This window comes from Burkholderia sp. APQ4-4ca, assembly GCF_057837105.1.
The window spans coordinates 25,280-41,820 of the sequence record NZ_JBYQCG010000145.1 but is presented as its reverse complement, the minus strand read 5'-3'; the positions used below and the strand labels follow the sequence as shown (position 1 = coordinate 41,820).

Below are 16,541 nucleotides of genomic sequence, written 5' to 3'. Positions count from 1 at the left end.
TAATCCTCGACGAACTGGGCTACCTGCCGTTCAGCCAGACCGGTGGCGCATTGCTGTTCCACTTGCTCTCGAAGCTGTATGAACACACGAGTGTCGTGATCACCACCAACCTCAGCTTCGGCGAGTGGGCGACCGTGTTCGGGGACGCAAAGATGACGACGGCGCTGCTGGACCGCGTCACCCATCACTGCCACATCGTCGAAACGGGCAATGAATCCTGGCGCTTCAAGTCCAGCTCTGCCAAGGCGAAGGCAACCAGAAAGAGAGCAGCAAAAGCAGCAGGCAGTGAGGAGTTATCCACACCGGAGTAGATGTACTACGCTGTCTCGGGGTGGGTCAGATTTAGATGAAAACGGTGGGTCAAGATTCGGTGGAAATCAACAGCCGGGGGCGCTTCGAGACTTGGTTGCGTTTCGCGATGCATATGGACGGCCGTTAGATGGTACTGAGGCACTAAGGGCGAGCGGATATGAACTCACCGGTGTCAGCCCGGAGCGAATGCTAAGTGATTTCAAGCGTCGTTCGCTACCGTTTTTGGATTTCGTTCCACGCAATGATTTCGAATGGTTGTTCTTGATGCAGCACCATGGTGTGCCAACAAGGCTTCTTGACTGGACCACAAACGCGCTGGTCGCTTTGTATTTCGCGATTGAAGACTCGCAGTCTTCGGGAGTAGCTTCCGATGAAGACCGCGAAGAAGAGATTGACGAATTCGCCGAAAATGCAGCGGCAGTCTTCGCGATGAATCCGCACAAGGTGAATCACGCGATGCACGCGGACATCGATGAGGTCGTAGATGTAGCCGCAGACTACGGCTATTGGGAGGCGTACACGCGACCTACTATGTTGTCGTCCGAGCACTTCGATAACTACGCGCCGCTCTGTATTACAGCGCCTCAGCTATCGCCGCGAATTCGGGCTCAGTCCGGGCTGTTTACAATCCACGGCAGAGACGTGAACCCGCTCGATTGGTTCTCCGCAGTTAGGCCACTTATTACTAAGATTTTGATTCCGCAGGAAAAGACTTCCATTATCTGGCAGCAGCTTCGACATTTTGGATTTACCAAGTCGTTCATATATCCCGGCCTCGATAGTGTTGCTCATGACGTGCGTGTTGATGAGCAGCGGCGGTGGGGGCACGAGCGTAAGGCCTATCTTGGAAAGCTGGAGCGTGAAAGAAGTTCGAAGGAGAAGCGCGCGAAGAAAAAGCGAGACGCTCGCAAGAAATCAACTAAAAATGACTAGGGAGAAGAAAAATTGAAGGCATATAAATTCAGGCCAGCAAGTCAAATTCAGTATGCGTTTGACATCATGCTCAACAACCGTTTGTTTTGTGCGGACTGGCGGCAGCTGAACGACCCGATGGAGGGCATGTTCGCCTACTCTTATAAGAGTTCGCGCGAAGACGACATTAAGGAACAGGTCGCCCGAGTCGTAGAGGAGAAGAAGGGGCTCAAGGTTTGCTCGCTGGCGAAGACTTTCGACTGTCACCTGCTTTGGGCTCACTACGCCTCTGGCTTCGAGGGTCTGGCAATCGAAGTCGAGTTGCCGGACGATGCCCCTGAAATCAAAGAAGTCAGCTATCGTGGCGTCTTCGCGTCGCTAACGTTTGGGGACGACTTCTCGCCTGAGCAGGCCGCGGAGCAGGTGTTGTCGTCGAAGTACCGCGAGTGGGAATACGAACAGGAGGTTCGCGTATTACAGCGAGACGCGTACTTCTATCTGCCGAGCCCCGTGAAACGGGTCATTGCTGGCCATCGAATGGAGCCCGCGCTGTTCAAGGCTTTGCAAATCGTATGTGAAAGGAAAGACATCGAGCTGAGTCGCGTGGGCATCGGCGATGATGGGATAGATGCTGACTACGTGGAGCCCTTGAACATCTGAGATTGACATTGACAGAGACCGCGCGATGCTCGCTGCCGGGAGGGTGAGACGACGTCGCAGCGTAGGGTGGGCTCACCGCGGTCTCGTTGTTTCGTACGCGGACGAGACTGCCTGTGCCCACCGCGCGCTTGACCGATGGTTCAGATGGCGATTGGAGCGGAAATGCTCGGATGCGGGTTGTAGCCGACGATTTCGAAATCTTCGAACTTGTAGTCGTAAATTGAGTCCGGACGTCGTTTGATGTTCAACCGAGGTAACTCACGAACTTCGCGCTCCAGTTGCGTATGAATCTGGTCCATGTGGTTCGAGTAAGCATGCAGGTCACCGATGCTGACGATGATTTCGTGTGGCGTCAAATCACATTGCTGAGCGAGCATGTGCGTGAGCAATGCCAAGGAGGCGATGTTGTATGGCAGCCCGAGGAAGCTATCCGAACTTCTGATGTACAACAACGAGGACAGTTTGCCTTCCGCCACGTAGAACTGGTACAGCAGATGGCAAGGCGGCAGAGCCATCCGACCTTGTCGAGCGTTTTCCTGTGGGCTGATTGACTCGTCGGGCAAGTATTCCGGATTCCAGCCGTGGAACAGGATGCGCCGACTGTTCGGGTTATTGCGAAGCGTGTTGACTACGTAGTCAATCTGGTTGATGGTACGACCGTCTTTGGTCGGCCATGCTGTCCATTGCTTGCCGTAGACGGGACCTAGCTCATTGTCTTCGGTAGCCCACTCGTTCCAGATTGAGACCCCGTTTTCCTTCAGCCAACCGACATTTGTGCTCCCGCTAAGGAACCAGATTAGCTCGTTGGCAATGCTCTTGAAGTGCAACTTCTTCGTCGTGAGCAGAGGAAAACCTTTTGACAGGTTGTGTCTAATCTGCCTCCCGAACACCGACTTGGTACCTGTGCCTGTACGGTCACCTTTGGCGACACCGTTCTCCAAAATATCTTGAAGAAGTTCCAAATATTGCTTCATGTCGACATCCGATTATTCGATTTTCCGGCCGACGGGCGGGACGATTGAAAAATTGTACCGAGCCTTGAGCGCTGCAATCTCGCTGTCTTTCTTGGCGATTGTGCTTTGCAGGCACAGGATTTCCTCGTATAGCAGCGCGTTTTGCTCGAGGATACGTCTGATTCGCTTCCTCAGGTCATCGAGGGTGGGTTCAGCAGTCTGCTCGGAAGTGGACGGGCCCGCAGCCGGCGTTATCGCACCGGTTTTGAGCCTCTTCTTTAAGGCATTGAGCCTGTCGAGAGCCCACTGCCGGTTGCGCACAGTATTCCGGGACAGCCCCGTCAACTGGCATATGACCGCGACCGTCGCCTTGCGCTTCCCGCGCTTGGTAGGGTCCTCAAGCAACCCAAGGGCATTGAGGATGAGTGTATCATTTTTCGTCGAGGCGCCTACCTGATGCTCGATGAGCTCTTCCGGGCGACCGTCAGACATCGACGGTCTCCAAATCCAAAGTGGCGATGTGCTTGTCCAATGTTTGAACAAGGCCCAGCCAGATAGTCTTGTAGCCCGGATTGGTCTCGCGCTCCGCCTCACCCTGAGCGTGTTCCTTGCGCATAGCGAGCACCTGCGCTGCCCGCTGTGTAATAACGTGACTCGGGCATTCGGGGTCGCACTGATAGTCGCCGTAGCAGGGCGGCACATCTGCGTTTGGAATAGCAAAGTTTCTGCCACAAGCTCCGATGCTTGTCGGCATCAGCTTGACGCCACGCTTGGCCATATCCTTGATGTATTGCTCACGCTCATTCCCGAACAGGCCTAGACCGGCGAAGAACGTGTCGATACGTGCCTTGTGAGCAGCGCCGCCACCTCCGGCGAACTTGGCGTCTTCGCCGAATAGGTCTAGGAGAGCAGTCTCCCGAGCTTCGGCAAGGCGGTTCGTAACGCTCGTCATCAACTGCTGCCGGTAGTTCCCGTAATTAGCCGTTACTGCGTTGGGCATGGCATTGAACTGACTATGAAAATGCTTGAGCTGCATGCTGATGAACGGTAAGCCGACCTCTTGGTTCGCAAGCTGTGCCACGAGTGTTTCGCGACATTGATGAACCGAAAATTTCCAATTGGTGAAGAGTCCATCTACGTCAATTCGTGCTAGCCATCGTTCAAACTTTGTAGCGAGCGCACCGCCCCTGTACCCGAATCCAGTCTTGGCCTTTCCAGGGACTGGTGACGAGAAGAGATACGGATTTCCGGTACGGTCCGTAATGAACATGAGGACGTCGTACGCGTCTCTCGTCAGGTCGACGGCCAGCCAACCTTCACAGATTGGAACATCTTTCGGACGATGCTTGACCTCTTTGGAAACAAGGAACCAGTAGCCGTGTTCAAACTTGAGACAGTCGCGCATGAGGAAACGAGTCTCGGAGACGCGCATCGCCGTAAACAACAGGATAACAAGCAGGGATGCGAGATGCCCCTCTATGACGATGTCTGTTACCGCACTCCGGGTAATGTGGTGTTTCCTTCGGAAGGCCTGGCTTTTGTGTTCGTCTGCCGAAGAAAAAGATTCAAGCATCGCGGACGCTAACGTTTCGCTGGCTGGCAGGCTAGTCGAGCTAGCCAAAGATTGACATTCCTTGTCATGAATGGTGAGGGCGGCTGCTGTTTTGAAGCGTGATATAGCGCGCTTGCAGTAGTCAAGCATGAACAGGAACTGGGAATCCGATAACGTTGGGATTCCACCCTCATACTTAGACTCGCCCCATGCAATTGACGATTTTTCGATGTCGAGCAAGCCCCACTGGAGCGGGGCACTGAGATTTCTCTGAACCATGGGGTCGGAAATCAGCTTCAGCGCACGGCGAAGATGCTCGGGGCGGCCCGGATACTGCGGAATAGTCTCTTTAAGAAGGGCGAACGGAATATCACTCAGACGGGTGATTTGAAGGTGTAGTCTACGCTTCCCTTCGTTGATGACTATGGAGAGAAACTTAGCCAGTTCTTCAGTACGCCCTCTCACTGTCTTCGGGTCGAGTTGCTCTTTCCGCGCTCGTGCGTGCTTGATGAGCTGTGGAAAATACCCGTGAATTACTGCGGAAATCTTCAGGTCTGCGACTATTGCATCGGTTAGACAATACTCATACGTGGCCTTCGAAAAGGAGCTGGGATGCCGCAGAGTAGCGCCCTTGCCTTCGACGTAGTCGCGCCAAATAAAGCTTGAACTGGCGGGGCCTGTATAGAGGGGCGAAGTTATTTCGATGAAGGGCCAGATATCGTCGCCAAAGCGTCCAAGCCAGACCGGCATGTCGTTTCGGAAGACTGCTTGCCCGACGGTGATGTCGGACAGGGCGGGAAGTCGAGCGTAGGTCTTCACGTTTCAGAAACCTTGATAAATCAAGTGGTCAACGAGCAAATCGTCCATCGTCGCTGCAATGTGTTCGGCGGTTCGAATCACCGTTGCCGGAAACACCACGTCTTCTGCGAGAATACCGTCAATGAGCTTTACTGCGTCTTCGAAAAGCGGCTTGCGACCTCGGATGGCTGGTGAGTCTGATTCAAGCGCCACATTCACGCGCCTGCGGTAGACGATGAGCTTTGGAAGGGTGCGTTCGGTGACGATAGAACGGTCACATCGTATGCACATGTTCCAGAATCGACACGGGGTCCCATCCACATGCTTCGTGACAGCCCGGACGTTCTCGCTGGGGTTGTACGGGTTCCTGCATCCGCATCCCGACAGTGTTTCGTGAAAGCAATCGAGTTCAGGAGTCGGGGTTGTCAGTGCACGAGATACCTGCGCTTGTTCCGTTTCTTGAAATTCTCTAGAGCGTTGCGCAATGCGCTCCAGCGCCTCGGAGACGGTGCGATTGAAGGTCGGCTTCAAACCTTGCTCATCGAGGTACGTGGCGGTAGTCTGAATGCTCTCATGCCCAAGCGCGATTTGTACGTCGAACAATGTGGCACCGGCCAGCACCATATTGGTGGCGAGCGTTGGACGGCAGCGAGCGAGACTGAAGTTAAAGTTCTTCCCGAAGAGGCTATATAGCCCTTCGTCGGTGCAAAACCGACGGTACCATTTTCCGGCTTTCGTTTTGGGGTGTATGGCGACGATGACACGTTTGCCCTCTCTTTGCGAGCATTCGACGTCTTCGAATATGAAAAGGCGGCGAGCAATCTCCGGGGGGCGCGTCTTTCCTGATACGCGACGTCAGCCCTAAAACCAAGCCAACCAGCTTCTCAACCTTTTGAACTACGGACTCGTCAAGATACAGCTCTTCCATGTCAAGTAACGGAAGATGAAGTTCTCTGTCCTCTGAACGGGTCGAACTGCCGGCACGTCGTTTCCGATACCTAATGACAGGCTGTCCGGTGAGCCGGTGTTCGGGCTGGTAGGAGTCGATTTCAAGCTCTTTGAGCGCCTCGACGTTCAGGCCAGCGAGCATACTGAATTCGGCCGCCAACGGCATGATTAGGCGGTCATCGACATGCGGCCAGACCCCCCAGCGGATGAATAGCTTGGACAGGCGCTGCATCGTACACACGGCGACAAGATTTTGCCGCCGGTGATAGAAGTCCTCATACATTGCGAGAGCGTCACTTGCGAACTGATTCTCGAACATCCACAGTAATGCGCGCTCGTCGCGTTTCAGCACATGAATTGGGGTAATGCCGACGCTTTGCTCGGGGGTGTGGCCCTTCCGCAACCTTTGGGCAACCAACGATTGGTCAACAGCATACGCTCTGGCGGCTGCACCGATGCTCGAATAGCTAATACCCTCGACCGAAACTTGGACTGGAGTAAATCCCGAAGGCGGAGGCGGAGGCGGAGGCGGAGGCGCGAGGCCTACTGCCTGTTCGGCTGTCCAACCCGTTCGAATTCGCTCGTAAATTATCCCCTGCTTAACGCCATACTGTTTCGCCGCCTCAGGAACGGTGCATAGTTGGCCGTCTATCGAAATCGGAGGAAGAACGTTCTGGCGACGAGGCGGGATGCCCTCCCCAGTTGGGGTGTAGCCATTAAGGACGCTATTGGCCAGGTCAATCCAACGTGCGATGGCCGCGTTAATGACTTCTTGTTCGCTTTCCGAGTACGCAGACCGCTCCTTGGTTTCGGAGACGCCCTTGAATACCGGCGGGTGATAGACCACATTATCTATAATGCGAAGAGCGTAGGCCATGTCCATGACCTGACGAACCGATTTGTACACGGCATATCGAGATTTGCTCTTCAAGTCTTGACCGACTAGCCATTTGTTGAAGCGAATCAGTGCGTCGGCTTCCCAGTGTAGCGCCAAGTAGAAGCGCTTGTCGGTCTCGAGTTCGGGGTAGTAGGAGCTCGTCTCCGCGACGTACTGCAAGTATTTGTTGCGCGCATAGCGGAAACGTTCAGCACTCCTGCCCTCGTACTCGGCCTCCACTTGGAAAAACATCCACTTGATTTGGGCGTATGGGTCTGCGAGAGTTGGCTTGGGTGGCTTGTAGAGGCGCACTGGTTCGTTACGCATGGTGCCCCCGCTTTTCATTGTGCTGTAGCGGTCCGAGGTAGGTTTGCTCGCGGATAGATTCAGCCTCGTCGAGACGATTCATTTCTTTGCCGGCCTTGGTTAGCCTCTGCAGCAGGTCGGGTGGAATTTGCGTGTAAATCTCGGTCGTCTTCAAATGAGCATGCCCAAGCATCTGCTGAACCAACAACATCCTGTCTTGGTAGGTCTTCCCGATGTCCGAGCACAATACTGAAAAGGCAGTACCGTGACGCATCCAATGGGTCGCCATTGCGTCAATGAGGCGAACTCTCCTAACAGCGTTCTTGAATTGCTTCGACGCGTTTCTGACGCTCCACCGCAATTGATTTGCGGTCAGGAACACCGGCTTGTTTGGGTCGTTGATTTCCCAGTCCGAAGCAAGCTTGTACTCGCGACTACTGTGATAGCGCTTGATGCGCTTGAGGACAGCCCGCGAAATCAAGGTGACTTTTTCGGGTTTCTGACCTCCGCGCCCCTTGACGCGCCGGGCGCAGATTGGAATGAATTGGAACGCTGGGTTGTACATCGAGTCATCGGGAATGTCGCTAGCCACGAGATTCACCAACTCGGAGATTCTGAGTCCCATGTCGTATTGTGCGTGAAACATGCACCGCTCGCACTCATTGTGCATGCCATTCAGGAGCTGTACGACGATTTCTGAAGAGACATACCTTGGACTACGGGCATTCGGTGATGCAACCACGTAGCGAAGCGTGCCGGCACGGCCATAGGGGGAATTCTCTGGGTCTCGCAGGTTGCCGGCTTCTTTCGTTGCCATCCAATCCAAGAATTGCTTCACGCAGGCCTCTCGTGAGTGCAACGTGTAATGACTTTCGGCTCCTCGCGTTTTCATGTCGCGAGTCCACGCTTGAATGTCTTGGCGACTGAGCAGCACGAGATTTTCGTCGACGCTCAGATTCGGATACGGCCCATCCCGCTCAATCCAACGACAGAGATAAGAAAGGGTGCGGGCGTACTGCTCGACGGTGCTCATGGCGATGCTCAAACCAGCTTCGGCTCTTAGTTTGCGCAGCCAGAGATGGACGCTTTTTACGATGACCCCGTAGCTGTCCAGCACGCTGTAAAGCGGGTAGGCGCTCGCATTGACCGACAACTGAAGAACGTCGCCACTGGACTGCACGACGACTTCGGAGGAAGCGCCGCCGACCACTTTCACAAATTGAGGTTCAAGGCGGTTGGCGAGCGGCACTGAGAATCTCCTAAAAGGAATGTCGCTCCGTAGGACGAACGCCCCTGAGTTGGATGGGCGGTTGTCAGGAGCGCCGGCGGAATAATACCCGCAGTTTGATGAAGTGGTGAAAAAAATGGTTCTTTAAAATTTCCCGCCTGAGATGGCTAGTTGGTCCAGTTTTCAAGGAGGATGCACTGGATTGGTACAAAAGATTTGGTTCCAGAAACACATCTACGAGAACCAGCTCGACATGCTGCAGCAGCAGCTCACGCGCGAGCCGTACGAAAGTCTGCGGCTCGAGATCGCCGAGCGCGTGCCCGAGTACGCGAAGACGGGCGTCTATGCGCCCGAATGGCTGGAGCAGGTCGAGCCGTCCGATTTCTCGCTCGTCGGCTACCGGCACCATGAGCCGCTGACCGCGCCGATGGCGGTCTGATCGCGCGGCCGGGGCCGCGCGGTTTCATTGCTCCGTTCCCTGCAAAAAAGGCTCGACCGGCTGATACCGGTCGAGCCTTTTTGTTTCAGGTTTGCCGCACTTACTGGCGATGCCGCTCCTCGTGGCCGCCCTGCGGCGGCGGATTGCCCGGACGCGGCGCCTCGACGTGCGGCGCCGGCTGCGGCCGTGGCTCCATCCGGGGGGCGGGCATCGACGGGCGTGGCTCCATCCGCGGCGCCGGCTGGGGTTGCGGCCGCGGCTCCATGCGCGGCGCTTGCGGCTGCGGGCGCGGCATGTCATGCACGGCGGGTGCCGGCGGGCGGTACTCGTTCACGCGCGGCGGCGCGATTTCGCGATGGGGCGCCGGTTGCGCGAAGTCCTGGCGCGGGTGCGGCGCGGGGGCGGCCCGTTCGGGCTGCGGCTGCGCTTGGCGGGCCGGCGTCGGGAGTTCGGCGCGCGGCCGCGGTTGCGGAATCTGCGCGATAGGGCCCGACTGCGGCTGCGCGCGCGGCGTTTCGTTCCGGCCGCCGGGCTGGATGCCCTGCGGGGTCGGCACGCCGTCCGGGTGCGGCGGCGCGGCGCTGCGCACGGGCGGCAGCGCATTCTGTCCTGCCGCATGCAGCGCGGTGGGTGGCGCGGCGCGCTGACGCTCCATCGGCGTGTGCGGCTGCATCCACGCGGGTGACGACGGCGCGGCTGCATGTGCATTGCCGATGCCCGTCGGAGCGTTGTTCGCGCCCGGCGGATGCGGAACGCCGTTGCCGGGCGCGAATGCCTGATGCGGGATCGGGCTGCCGGACGCCTGCGGCGCGCCGCCGTTGGCGAAGCGGGGCGCGGTGGAGCTTTCGCCGTTCGCCGGCCGGCCGACGTTCGGCATGCCCGGCGTCGGTACGCCCGGCCGGCCCGCCTGCTCGCCGGCCGGCCTGCCTTCGTGCGGCGCGCGGCCCGGCTGCACGACGGGGCCGTGCGGATTCACGAGCCGCACGTTGTGCATCGCCCAGGCGCCGCCGCCCGGCGTGCCCGGAACACGGACCGGGCGCGCCGTATAGTCGGCCGGCACGTTCGTCTTCACGACGGGCGCGCCGGCGCCCGGGACGCGCCCGCCTTGCTGCGCGAGATGGGCGGCGGCCTGGTCGCGATACGCAGGCGGCACGGCCGGATTGCGCGTCGCGACGTACGGGTGTTGCGCGATCGCCGCCGGCGGACGATAGCTGGCGGTGCGCAGCCCGCCGGTGAAGCTCTGGCGCACCGGCGCGATGCCGGGCGTGCCCGGCGTGACGTGCGCGTTGCGCCATTGCCGCGGATCGACGTGCTGCGAGAAGTGCGCGACCGGCTGCCCGTGCACGAATGCGGCGGCCGGCACGGCCGTGATCGCGTGCGGCGCGCGGAAGTTCACGTACGTCTTGTTGATGTTGGTGATATTGGTGATGTTCGTCACGTTCACGGTCTTGTTCACGTTGACGTTGTTCACCACGATGTTGCGGTTGACGCGGTCGTAGTAGTGCGGGCTCCAGCCGCCCCAGCCCGGATGCCACGGTTCGCCCGGACCGAGCGCGAACCAGGCGCAGCCAGCCGCGGCGACGCCGCCGACCGTGAGCGCGACGCTCCAGTCGGAACCGCCGCCGCCCCCGCCGCCCACGAACGCGACGAGCGCCGGCGCGTAGACGGGCGGCTGGCTGACGACCATCGGGCCCGGCACCCATGCCCAGCTGTCGTCCACGTACGCCCAGCGGCCGTAGTGATACGGTGCGAAGCCCCACGGCGCGTCGTCGACCCAGGTCCAGCCCCACGGCGCCTGCCAGATCCAGTGGCCGTCGTGATACGGCGCCCAGTCGGCCGGCGTGTCGTTCGGCACCCATACCGCGCCGTAATTCGGAGTTTCGCGCCACGTGCCGTTCGCGTCGAGATCCTGGTAGCCGGGAACGTCGCGGGACACGTAGCGGGCCGACACCGAGCGCGCTTCGGCCGCGTCGCGGCTGGCGGCCCACTGGTCGAGCGCGTCGGGGGCCGGTGCGGCCGATTGTTGCGCGACCTGGAGGTCGGTGCCGGTAAACACGACCTGCTGCCCGGGCGACAGCGGATACTGCCCGTTGCTGCCATAGACGGTCGCGCTGCCGCTGCGCATCGTCACCGTCGTGCTCGCGCCGTTCGGCGCGACGTCGACGCGATAGTCGCCGGGGCCCGTGATGCCGAGCGCGAGGTTCGGCGTGTCGATTTCGTACGAGCCGCCGGGCGGCAGACCGCGCACGTGCGTCGACACGGTGCCGAGGCCCACCTTCAACTGCGTCGTCGTGTCGTCGAGGTTCAGCACCGACAGGCTCGTCGATTCGCCGAGCCGCACCGCCGTCGAGCCGATGTGCAGTTCCGAGCGTGCGCCGGCATCGTTCCACAGCTGGTCGCCGGTCGTCAGCGGCCGGTTCACCGCCGCATACGACCAGGTATCGGTGCCGGCCGGTTCGGTCGTCACGGCGCCCGACAGGTAATTGAGCCGCGCGACGCGGCCAGGCGGATCGCCGCCCGGTTGCCGTGCCGCGGCCGCAGCCGGCGGCGCATCCGTCGATTGCGCGAAGGCGGGCGGCAGCGCCGCCAGCGCGGCGAATGCGAGCAGTGTGGAGCGGGCGGTGCGCTTGAGCGCGAACAGGGAGGCCATGGTGAGCGTCATCGTTGTGATCGCGGCGCGTCGATTCGTGCCGTGCAGTTCACGATATCCGCTTGGCCTGTTTCAAGGCACGGTGTTTTGTAAGTCGAGTGGCACGCGATGTAACAAAACCTGTCCATCGCGCGCCGTTGTCGTGCAGCTGCAATCCCGGCGTCAAGCGGACGTAAGCCATGCGTCGAAAACCTGTTGGCCCGGCACCGTGACGCGCAGCACGCGCGGTCGGGCGGCGCGCTCGATCCAGCCGTGTGCACAGAAGCTGTCCAGCAGCGCGGCGCCGAGTGCGCCGCCGAGGTGCGCGCGCCGCTCGCTCCAGTCGAGGCAGCCGCACGCGAAGCGGCGCCGGCGCGCGCGCTGCTGCGCGACGTCGATGCCCCATTGCGCGAGCGCCTGCGTGCCGAGTTCGGTGGTCTCGATCGCGTCGCCGTGGGCGAGCAGCCAGCCGCGTGCGGTGAGGCCGTCGAAGATGCGCACCGCGAGCTCGCCGGCCATGTGGTCGTAGCAAGTGCGTGCATAGCGCAGTTCGGCCGGGACCGTGCGCGACGGAGGCGGAACCGGCCGATGCGGCGCGGCCGCGCGGGCGACGTTCGCGAGCGCTTCGAGCGAGGCGGCGATGTCGGCCGACGCAATGCGGTAGTAGCGATGCCGGCCGCGCACCTCGAGGGCCAGCAGCCCGCCCTCGGTCAGGCGCGCGAGGTGCGCGCTCGCCGCCGACGGCGACAGCCCCGCGATCATCGTCAGTTCGCCGGCCGGTCGCGCGCTGCCGTCCATCAGCACCCACAGCATCGCGGCGCGGCCGGGATCGGCGATCAGTGCGCCGATGCGGCTCAGGCCCGGAAAATGGTGGTCGTCTTGATCGGTCATCGTCGTGTCTCGTCGAGCGGGATGACAGGCAGTGTAGTCCGGGCGCGCATTCGATGTTTCGCTTCCGGATGAAATGTCGGATACGGCAGCGGGGCGCCTGCGCGGACCGGACTGCGGCCCGTTGCAGGGCACGCGTAGAATGACCGGACGCGGCGGCAGCGGGCCGCCGCACGTGACGCGATGCAACGATGAAGACGATTTTCTGTGTGTTGGCGGCCGCGCTCGTGTGTGCGGCCTGTGCGTCGGGCGGCGCGGGTACGGGCGCGACCGGCGAGCGCAGCGGCAGTATCGAGATGTACGGGACGATCGACCAGGGCATCACGGTGCGCCGCTGACCGCCGTTCCGCGTGCGAGCCGGCATGGGCGCCGGCGCCCCGCCACGCGGGGCTTGCCGCGACGCATTGCCGCAGTGCAACGTATAATGGCCCGATTACAGCGCCCCTGCCGCCTGGAGCCATAACGATGCCCCAACCGTCCCCCGTGCCGGCCGCTCTCGACCGCACCGAAACCGTATTCCGCTTCCTTGCCGAGCCTTCGTCCGTGAACTTCGGCGGCAAGGTGCATGGCGGCGCGCTGATGAAGTGGATCGACGAGGTCGCGTATGCGTGCGCGGCCGTCTGGTCGAGCCGCTATTGCGTGACGGTCAGCGTCGGCAACATCCGTTTCCAGCGTCCGATCCTGGTCGGCAATCTGGTCGAGCTGAAGGCGCGCGTCGTCGCGACGGGCCGCACCAGCATGCACATCCACGTGTCGGTGCACGCCGGCGATCCGAAAGGCGGCGTGCTGCGCCAGACGACCGATTGCCTCGTCGTGTTCGTCGCGGTCGACGAGAACGGCAACCCGGTGCCGGTGCCGCCGTTCGTGCCGGAGACCGACGAGCAGAAGGTGCTCGCGAAATATGCGGCCGACGTGCGGGCCGCGCTCGACAAGATCGTCGAGATGAAGCCGGAAGAGGTCGCGAAGGGCACCGTCTGAGTGCCGCGGGCGCCGCGCTCGTCGCGCCCCCGTCCTGCCTTTATCGCGTCCCGATCATCTGCTCGGGACGCACCCATGCATCGAATTCCGCCTCGGTCAGGTAGCCAAGCGCGAGCGCGGCCGCCTTCAGCGTCGTGCCTTCCTTGTGCGCCTTCTTCGCGATCTGCGCGGACTTGTCGTAGCCGATGTGCGGATTGAGCGCCGTCACGAGCATCAGTGATTCGTTCAGCAACAGGTCGATGCGCGAGCGGTTCGGCTCGATGCCCACCGCGCAGTGATCGTTGAAGCTCTGTGCGCCGTCGGCAAGCAGCCGCACCGACTGCAGCACGTTGTGCGCGATCATCGGCCGGAACACGTTCAGCTCGAAATTGCCGCTCGCGCCGCCGACGTTGACCGCGACGTCGTTGCCGAACACCTGGCAGCACAGCATCGTCACGGCTTCCGACTGCGTCGGGTTCACCTTGCCCGGCATGATCGAGCTGCCCGGCTCGTTTTCCGGGATCGACAGCTCGCCGAGCCCGCAGCGCGGCCCGCTCGCGAGCCAGCGCACGTCGTTCGCGATCTTCATCAGGCTCGCCGCGACCGTCTTCAGCGCGCCGTGCGCGAAGACCAGCGCGTCGGCCGCCGCCATCACCTCGAACTTGCTCGGCGCCGTCACGAACGGCAGCTTCGCGAGCCGGCCGATCTCGTCGGCCACGCGCACCGCGAATTCCGGATGCGCATTCAGCCCCGTGCCGACCGCGGTGCCGCCGAGCGCGAGCTCGTACAGGTGCGGCAGCGCCGATTCGACGTGACGGATGCCCTGGTCGAGCTGCGCGACATAGCCGGAGAACTCCTGGCCGAGCGTGAGCGGTGTGGCGTCCTGCAAGTGCGTGCGGCCGATCTTCACGATGTCGGCGAACGCCTTCGACTTCGCGTCGAGCGTCGCGCGCAGCGTGCGCAGCGCCGGCAGCAGGTGATTGACGATCGCATACGCGGCCGCGACGTGCATCGCGGTCGGGAACACGTCGTTCGACGACTGGCCGCGATTCACGTCGTCGTTCGGATGAACCTTGCGCGCCTCGCCGCGCTCGCCGCCCAGCAACTCGCTCGCGCGGTTCGCGATCACCTCGTTGAGGTTCATGTTGGTCTGCGTGCCGGAGCCCGTCTGCCACACCGCGAGCGGGAATTCGCGCGGATGCTTGCCGGCGATGATCTCGTCGGCGGCTTCGATGATCGCGTGCGCCTTGTCGTCGGCGAGCACGCCGAGCGACTGGTTCACGGCCGCCGCGGCGCGCTTGACGATCGCGAGCGCATGGATCAGCTCGGGCGACTGCTTCTCCGTCGAGATCCGGAAATTCTGCAGCGAGCGCTCGGTCTGCGCGCCCCAGAGCCGGTCGGCCGGCACGGCGATCTCGCCGAACGTGTCGCGTTCCATCCGAACTGCTTCATTCATGATGCACTCCTCCTGGAAAGGGGAAAGGCCGCGCGTCGTCGCGCGGCGTCAGACGTAATCGGACGTATCGTGAGGCAGCCGCGCCGCTCGTGCGGCGTCTCGGCGGGTTCAGCCGACAAGCATAGCGCCGGCCGCGATTTCGTGTCGTGTCGCGCCGACGGCGCGTGACGCGCGCAAGCCGACGCTAGCGCGCCGCCGCGATGAGCGACGCGGTCTTGCGGTGAAAGCGCCATGCCATCAGCACGGCGACGCTCGCGAGGCCCGCCGCGAGCCCCCACCACAGGCCGCGTGCGCCCATGCCCGCGTGGAACGCGAACCAGTAGCCGGTCGGGAAGCCGATGCCCCAGTAGCCGAGGGTCGCGGCGAGCATCGGGATGCGCGTGTCCTTCAGGCCGCGCAGCGCACCGGACCCGACGGTCTGCATCCCGTCGACGATCTGGAACACCGCGGCGATGCCGAGCAGCGACGCGGCGAGCGACACCGTGCCCGCGTTGGCCGGGTCGTCGAGGTGCAGGTACAGGCCGACGATCGTATGCGGCGCGACGATCATCACGAGGCCCGACAGCGACATGAAGCCGACGCCAAGCGCGAGCGCGACGAAGCCCGCGTGCCGCGCGGCGACGGGCGAGCCCGCGCCGATCCAGTAGCCGACGCGCACGTTGGCCGCCTGACCGATCGCGAGCGGCACCATGAACGACACCGACGCGACGTTCAGCGCGATCTGGTGCGCGGCGAGCGACGTTGCGCCCAGCACGCCGACCGTGAGGCCGGTGGCGAGAAACAGCGTCGATTCGACTCCGTACGTGATCGCGACCGGCCAGCCGATGCCGATCAGTTCGCCCATCACGGGCAGCCTCGGGCGCGCGGCGGTCACGAAATGGCGGAAGCGCTGCCGGCCGTGCAGCAGCCAGATCAGCGCGAGCGCGGTGAGCCAGATCGTGATCGTCGTCGCGACGGCCGAGCCGAGAAAGCCCAAGCGCGGCAGCCCGAATGCGCCATGGATCAGCCCGTAGTTCAGCACGCCGTTGACGCCCACGCCGCCGATCGACACCCACAACAGCCGCCGTGCGGCGCCGATCGCCGGCAGGAACGCGCGCATCAGCCCGACGCCGATCAGGCTGCCGAGCGCCGCGAAGCGCAGGATGCCCGTGTATTCGCCGACGTGATGCGCAAGCAGCGGCGGCTCGTGGAACATCAGCAGGATCGGTTCGGCCAGCGACAGCGCGACGATCGCCGGAATCGCGAGCAGCACGGACAGCGCGAAGCCCGTCCAGTAGATGTGCGGCACGCGATCCTCGGCCTGCGCGCCGCGCGCGTGCGCGACGCTCACGCTGACCGACGACAGCACGCCTTGCAGGATCGTCACGATCACGAAGAAGAAGTTCGCGCCGAGCCCGCCCGCCGCGAGCGAATCGGGGCCGAGCGAACCGAGCAGCACCGTGTCGGTGACGCTCATCGCCATCTGGGACAGTTGCGCGATCGCGAGCGGGGCGGCAAGGCGCGCGGTATCGGCGGCGTGACTGGACAGGGACGGCGGCGCGGCGGCCGTCCGCGTGAGACCGGAATGCGACATGGAATGAGCGCTCGCGCGGGTGCGGGCCCGCGCTTTTGTCGTTATTTTGAGAG

15 protein-coding genes and 1 pseudogene are annotated in these 16,541 nt (G+C 62.0%); 6 read left to right on the top strand and 10 right to left on the bottom strand.

Features of this window, described 5'->3' with window-relative positions; translation table 11 throughout:
* The 3 genes from AC3IFE_RS18080 to AC3IFE_RS18070 form a co-directional block, all read left to right on the top strand.
* A partial coding sequence (locus AC3IFE_RS18080; RefSeq protein WP_489191403.1) for an ATP-binding protein occupies positions 1-311 on the top strand: 311 nt, incomplete at its 5' end.
* Positions 211-1,245 (top strand): FRG domain-containing protein, encoded by a 1,035-nt coding sequence (locus AC3IFE_RS18075; protein WP_489191402.1) that lies wholly within the window; start codon positions 211-213, stop codon positions 1,243-1,245. The genes AC3IFE_RS18080 and AC3IFE_RS18075, both read left to right, overlap by 101 nt.
* A gap of 12 nt (positions 1,246-1,257) precedes the next feature.
* Complete coding sequence (locus AC3IFE_RS18070; RefSeq protein ID WP_489191400.1) at positions 1,258-1,884, top strand: hypothetical protein; 627 nt, start codon at positions 1,258-1,260, stop codon at positions 1,882-1,884.
* A 140-nt stretch (positions 1,885-2,024) separates the two neighbouring features.
* On the opposite strand, the gene AC3IFE_RS18065 is transcribed toward AC3IFE_RS18070, so the two are convergent.
* The 6 genes from AC3IFE_RS18065 to AC3IFE_RS18040 all read right to left on the bottom strand — a co-directional run bounded on the left by AC3IFE_RS18065 (position 2,025) and on the right by AC3IFE_RS18040 (position 8,567).
* The gene (locus tag AC3IFE_RS18065) at positions 2,025-2,858 is read right to left on the bottom strand and encodes a thymidylate synthase (protein WP_489191398.1); all 834 of its coding nucleotides are present in this window, start codon (positions 2,856-2,858) and stop codon (positions 2,025-2,027) included.
* Positions 2,859-2,870: 12 nt separating this feature from the next.
* Positions 2,871-3,329 carry a hypothetical protein gene (locus AC3IFE_RS18060; RefSeq protein ID WP_489191397.1) on the bottom strand — a complete coding sequence of 153 codons (459 nt, stop codon included), beginning with the start codon at positions 3,327-3,329 and terminating at the stop codon, positions 2,871-2,873.
* Positions 3,322-5,208: a site-specific integrase gene (locus AC3IFE_RS18055; protein ID WP_489191396.1), complete on the bottom strand. Its 1,887-nt coding sequence runs from the start codon at positions 5,206-5,208 to the stop codon at positions 3,322-3,324. Before AC3IFE_RS18055 ends, AC3IFE_RS18060 begins: the two co-directional genes overlap by 8 nt.
* Before the next feature lie 3 nt (positions 5,209-5,211).
* Complete coding sequence (locus AC3IFE_RS18050; RefSeq protein WP_489191394.1) at positions 5,212-5,811, bottom strand: hypothetical protein; 600 nt, start codon at positions 5,809-5,811, stop codon at positions 5,212-5,214.
* A 61-nt stretch (positions 5,812-5,872) separates the two neighbouring features.
* Positions 5,873-7,264, bottom strand: a complete 1,392-nt coding sequence (locus AC3IFE_RS18045; RefSeq protein WP_489191393.1) for a hypothetical protein — start codon at positions 7,262-7,264, stop codon at positions 5,873-5,875.
* A gap of 67 nt (positions 7,265-7,331) precedes the next feature.
* Complete coding sequence (locus AC3IFE_RS18040) at positions 7,332-8,567, bottom strand: tyrosine-type recombinase/integrase (RefSeq protein WP_489191392.1); 1,236 nt, start codon at positions 8,565-8,567, stop codon at positions 7,332-7,334.
* A gap of 139 nt (positions 8,568-8,706) precedes the next feature.
* Between AC3IFE_RS18040 and AC3IFE_RS18035 the strand changes: the two are divergent.
* Positions 8,707-8,985 (top strand): annotated as a pseudogene (locus AC3IFE_RS18035) (thymidylate synthase); the annotation flags it as partial.
* Positions 8,986-9,085: 100 nt separating this feature from the next.
* Here the strand turns inward: AC3IFE_RS18035 and AC3IFE_RS18030 are convergent.
* Together AC3IFE_RS18030 and AC3IFE_RS18025 are read right to left on the bottom strand one after the other, a co-directional pair.
* Positions 9,086-11,647 carry a DUF6600 domain-containing protein gene (locus tag AC3IFE_RS18030; RefSeq protein ID WP_256979580.1) on the bottom strand — a complete coding sequence of 854 codons (2,562 nt, stop codon included), beginning with the start codon at positions 11,645-11,647 and terminating at the stop codon, positions 9,086-9,088.
* A gap of 150 nt (positions 11,648-11,797) precedes the next feature.
* Positions 11,798-12,505: an ArsR/SmtB family transcription factor gene (locus tag AC3IFE_RS18025; protein WP_089466959.1), complete on the bottom strand. Its 708-nt coding sequence runs from the start codon at positions 12,503-12,505 to the stop codon at positions 11,798-11,800.
* Positions 12,506-12,693: 188 nt separating this feature from the next.
* Here AC3IFE_RS18025 and AC3IFE_RS18020 point away from each other — a divergent pair, with 188 nt between their 5' ends.
* Positions 12,694-12,840 carry a hypothetical protein gene (locus AC3IFE_RS18020; protein WP_179233376.1) on the top strand — a complete coding sequence of 49 codons (147 nt, stop codon included), beginning with the start codon at positions 12,694-12,696 and terminating at the stop codon, positions 12,838-12,840.
* A 127-nt stretch (positions 12,841-12,967) separates the two neighbouring features.
* Positions 12,968-13,480: an acyl-CoA thioesterase gene (locus AC3IFE_RS18015; RefSeq protein WP_027811985.1), complete on the top strand. Its 513-nt coding sequence runs from the start codon at positions 12,968-12,970 to the stop codon at positions 13,478-13,480.
* 40 nt (positions 13,481-13,520) lie between these two features.
* Here AC3IFE_RS18015 and fumC read toward each other — a convergent pair whose 3' ends face one another.
* On the bottom strand, positions 13,521-14,915 hold the full coding sequence (gene fumC / locus AC3IFE_RS18010) for a class II fumarate hydratase (protein WP_089466960.1): 1,395 nt from the start codon (positions 14,913-14,915) through the stop codon (positions 13,521-13,523).
* A gap of 184 nt (positions 14,916-15,099) precedes the next feature.
* A complete protein-coding gene (gene norM, locus AC3IFE_RS18005) occupies positions 15,100-16,488 on the bottom strand; it encodes a multidrug efflux MATE transporter NorM (RefSeq protein ID WP_089466961.1) in 1,389 nt (462 codons plus the stop codon).
* Positions 16,489-16,541: the final 53 nt, after the last annotated feature.

Bases quoted from the DNA above. Each gene is read 5' to 3' on its own strand.
- AC3IFE_RS18075 (WP_489191402.1), top strand. From the start codon at position 211: ATGAATCCTGGCGCTTCAAGTCCAGCTCTGCCAAGGCGAAGGCAACCA.
- AC3IFE_RS18065 (WP_489191398.1), bottom strand. From the start codon at position 2,858: ATGAAGCAATATTTGGAACTTCTTCAAGATATTTTGGAGAACGGTGTC.
- AC3IFE_RS18060 (WP_489191397.1), bottom strand. From the start codon at position 3,329: ATGTCTGACGGTCGCCCGGAAGAGCTCATCGAGCATCAGGTAGGCGCC.
- AC3IFE_RS18050 (WP_489191394.1), bottom strand. From the start codon at position 5,811: ATGGTGCTGGCCGGTGCCACATTGTTCGACGTACAAATCGCGCTTGGG.
- AC3IFE_RS18045 (WP_489191393.1), bottom strand. From the start codon at position 7,264: ATGTTTTTCCAAGTGGAGGCCGAGTACGAGGGCAGGAGTGCTGAACGT.
- AC3IFE_RS18030 (WP_256979580.1), bottom strand. From the start codon at position 11,647: ATGACGCTCACCATGGCCTCCCTGTTCGCGCTCAAGCGCACCGCCCGC.
- AC3IFE_RS18025 (WP_089466959.1), bottom strand. From the start codon at position 12,505: ATGACCGATCAAGACGACCACCATTTTCCGGGCCTGAGCCGCATCGGC.
- AC3IFE_RS18020 (WP_179233376.1), top strand. From the start codon at position 12,694: ATGAAGACGATTTTCTGTGTGTTGGCGGCCGCGCTCGTGTGTGCGGCC.
- AC3IFE_RS18015 (WP_027811985.1), top strand. From the start codon at position 12,968: ATGCCCCAACCGTCCCCCGTGCCGGCCGCTCTCGACCGCACCGAAACC.
- fumC (WP_089466960.1), bottom strand. From the start codon at position 14,915: ATGAATGAAGCAGTTCGGATGGAACGCGACACGTTCGGCGAGATCGCC.
- norM (WP_089466961.1), bottom strand. From the start codon at position 16,488: ATGTCGCATTCCGGTCTCACGCGGACGGCCGCCGCGCCGCCGTCCCTG.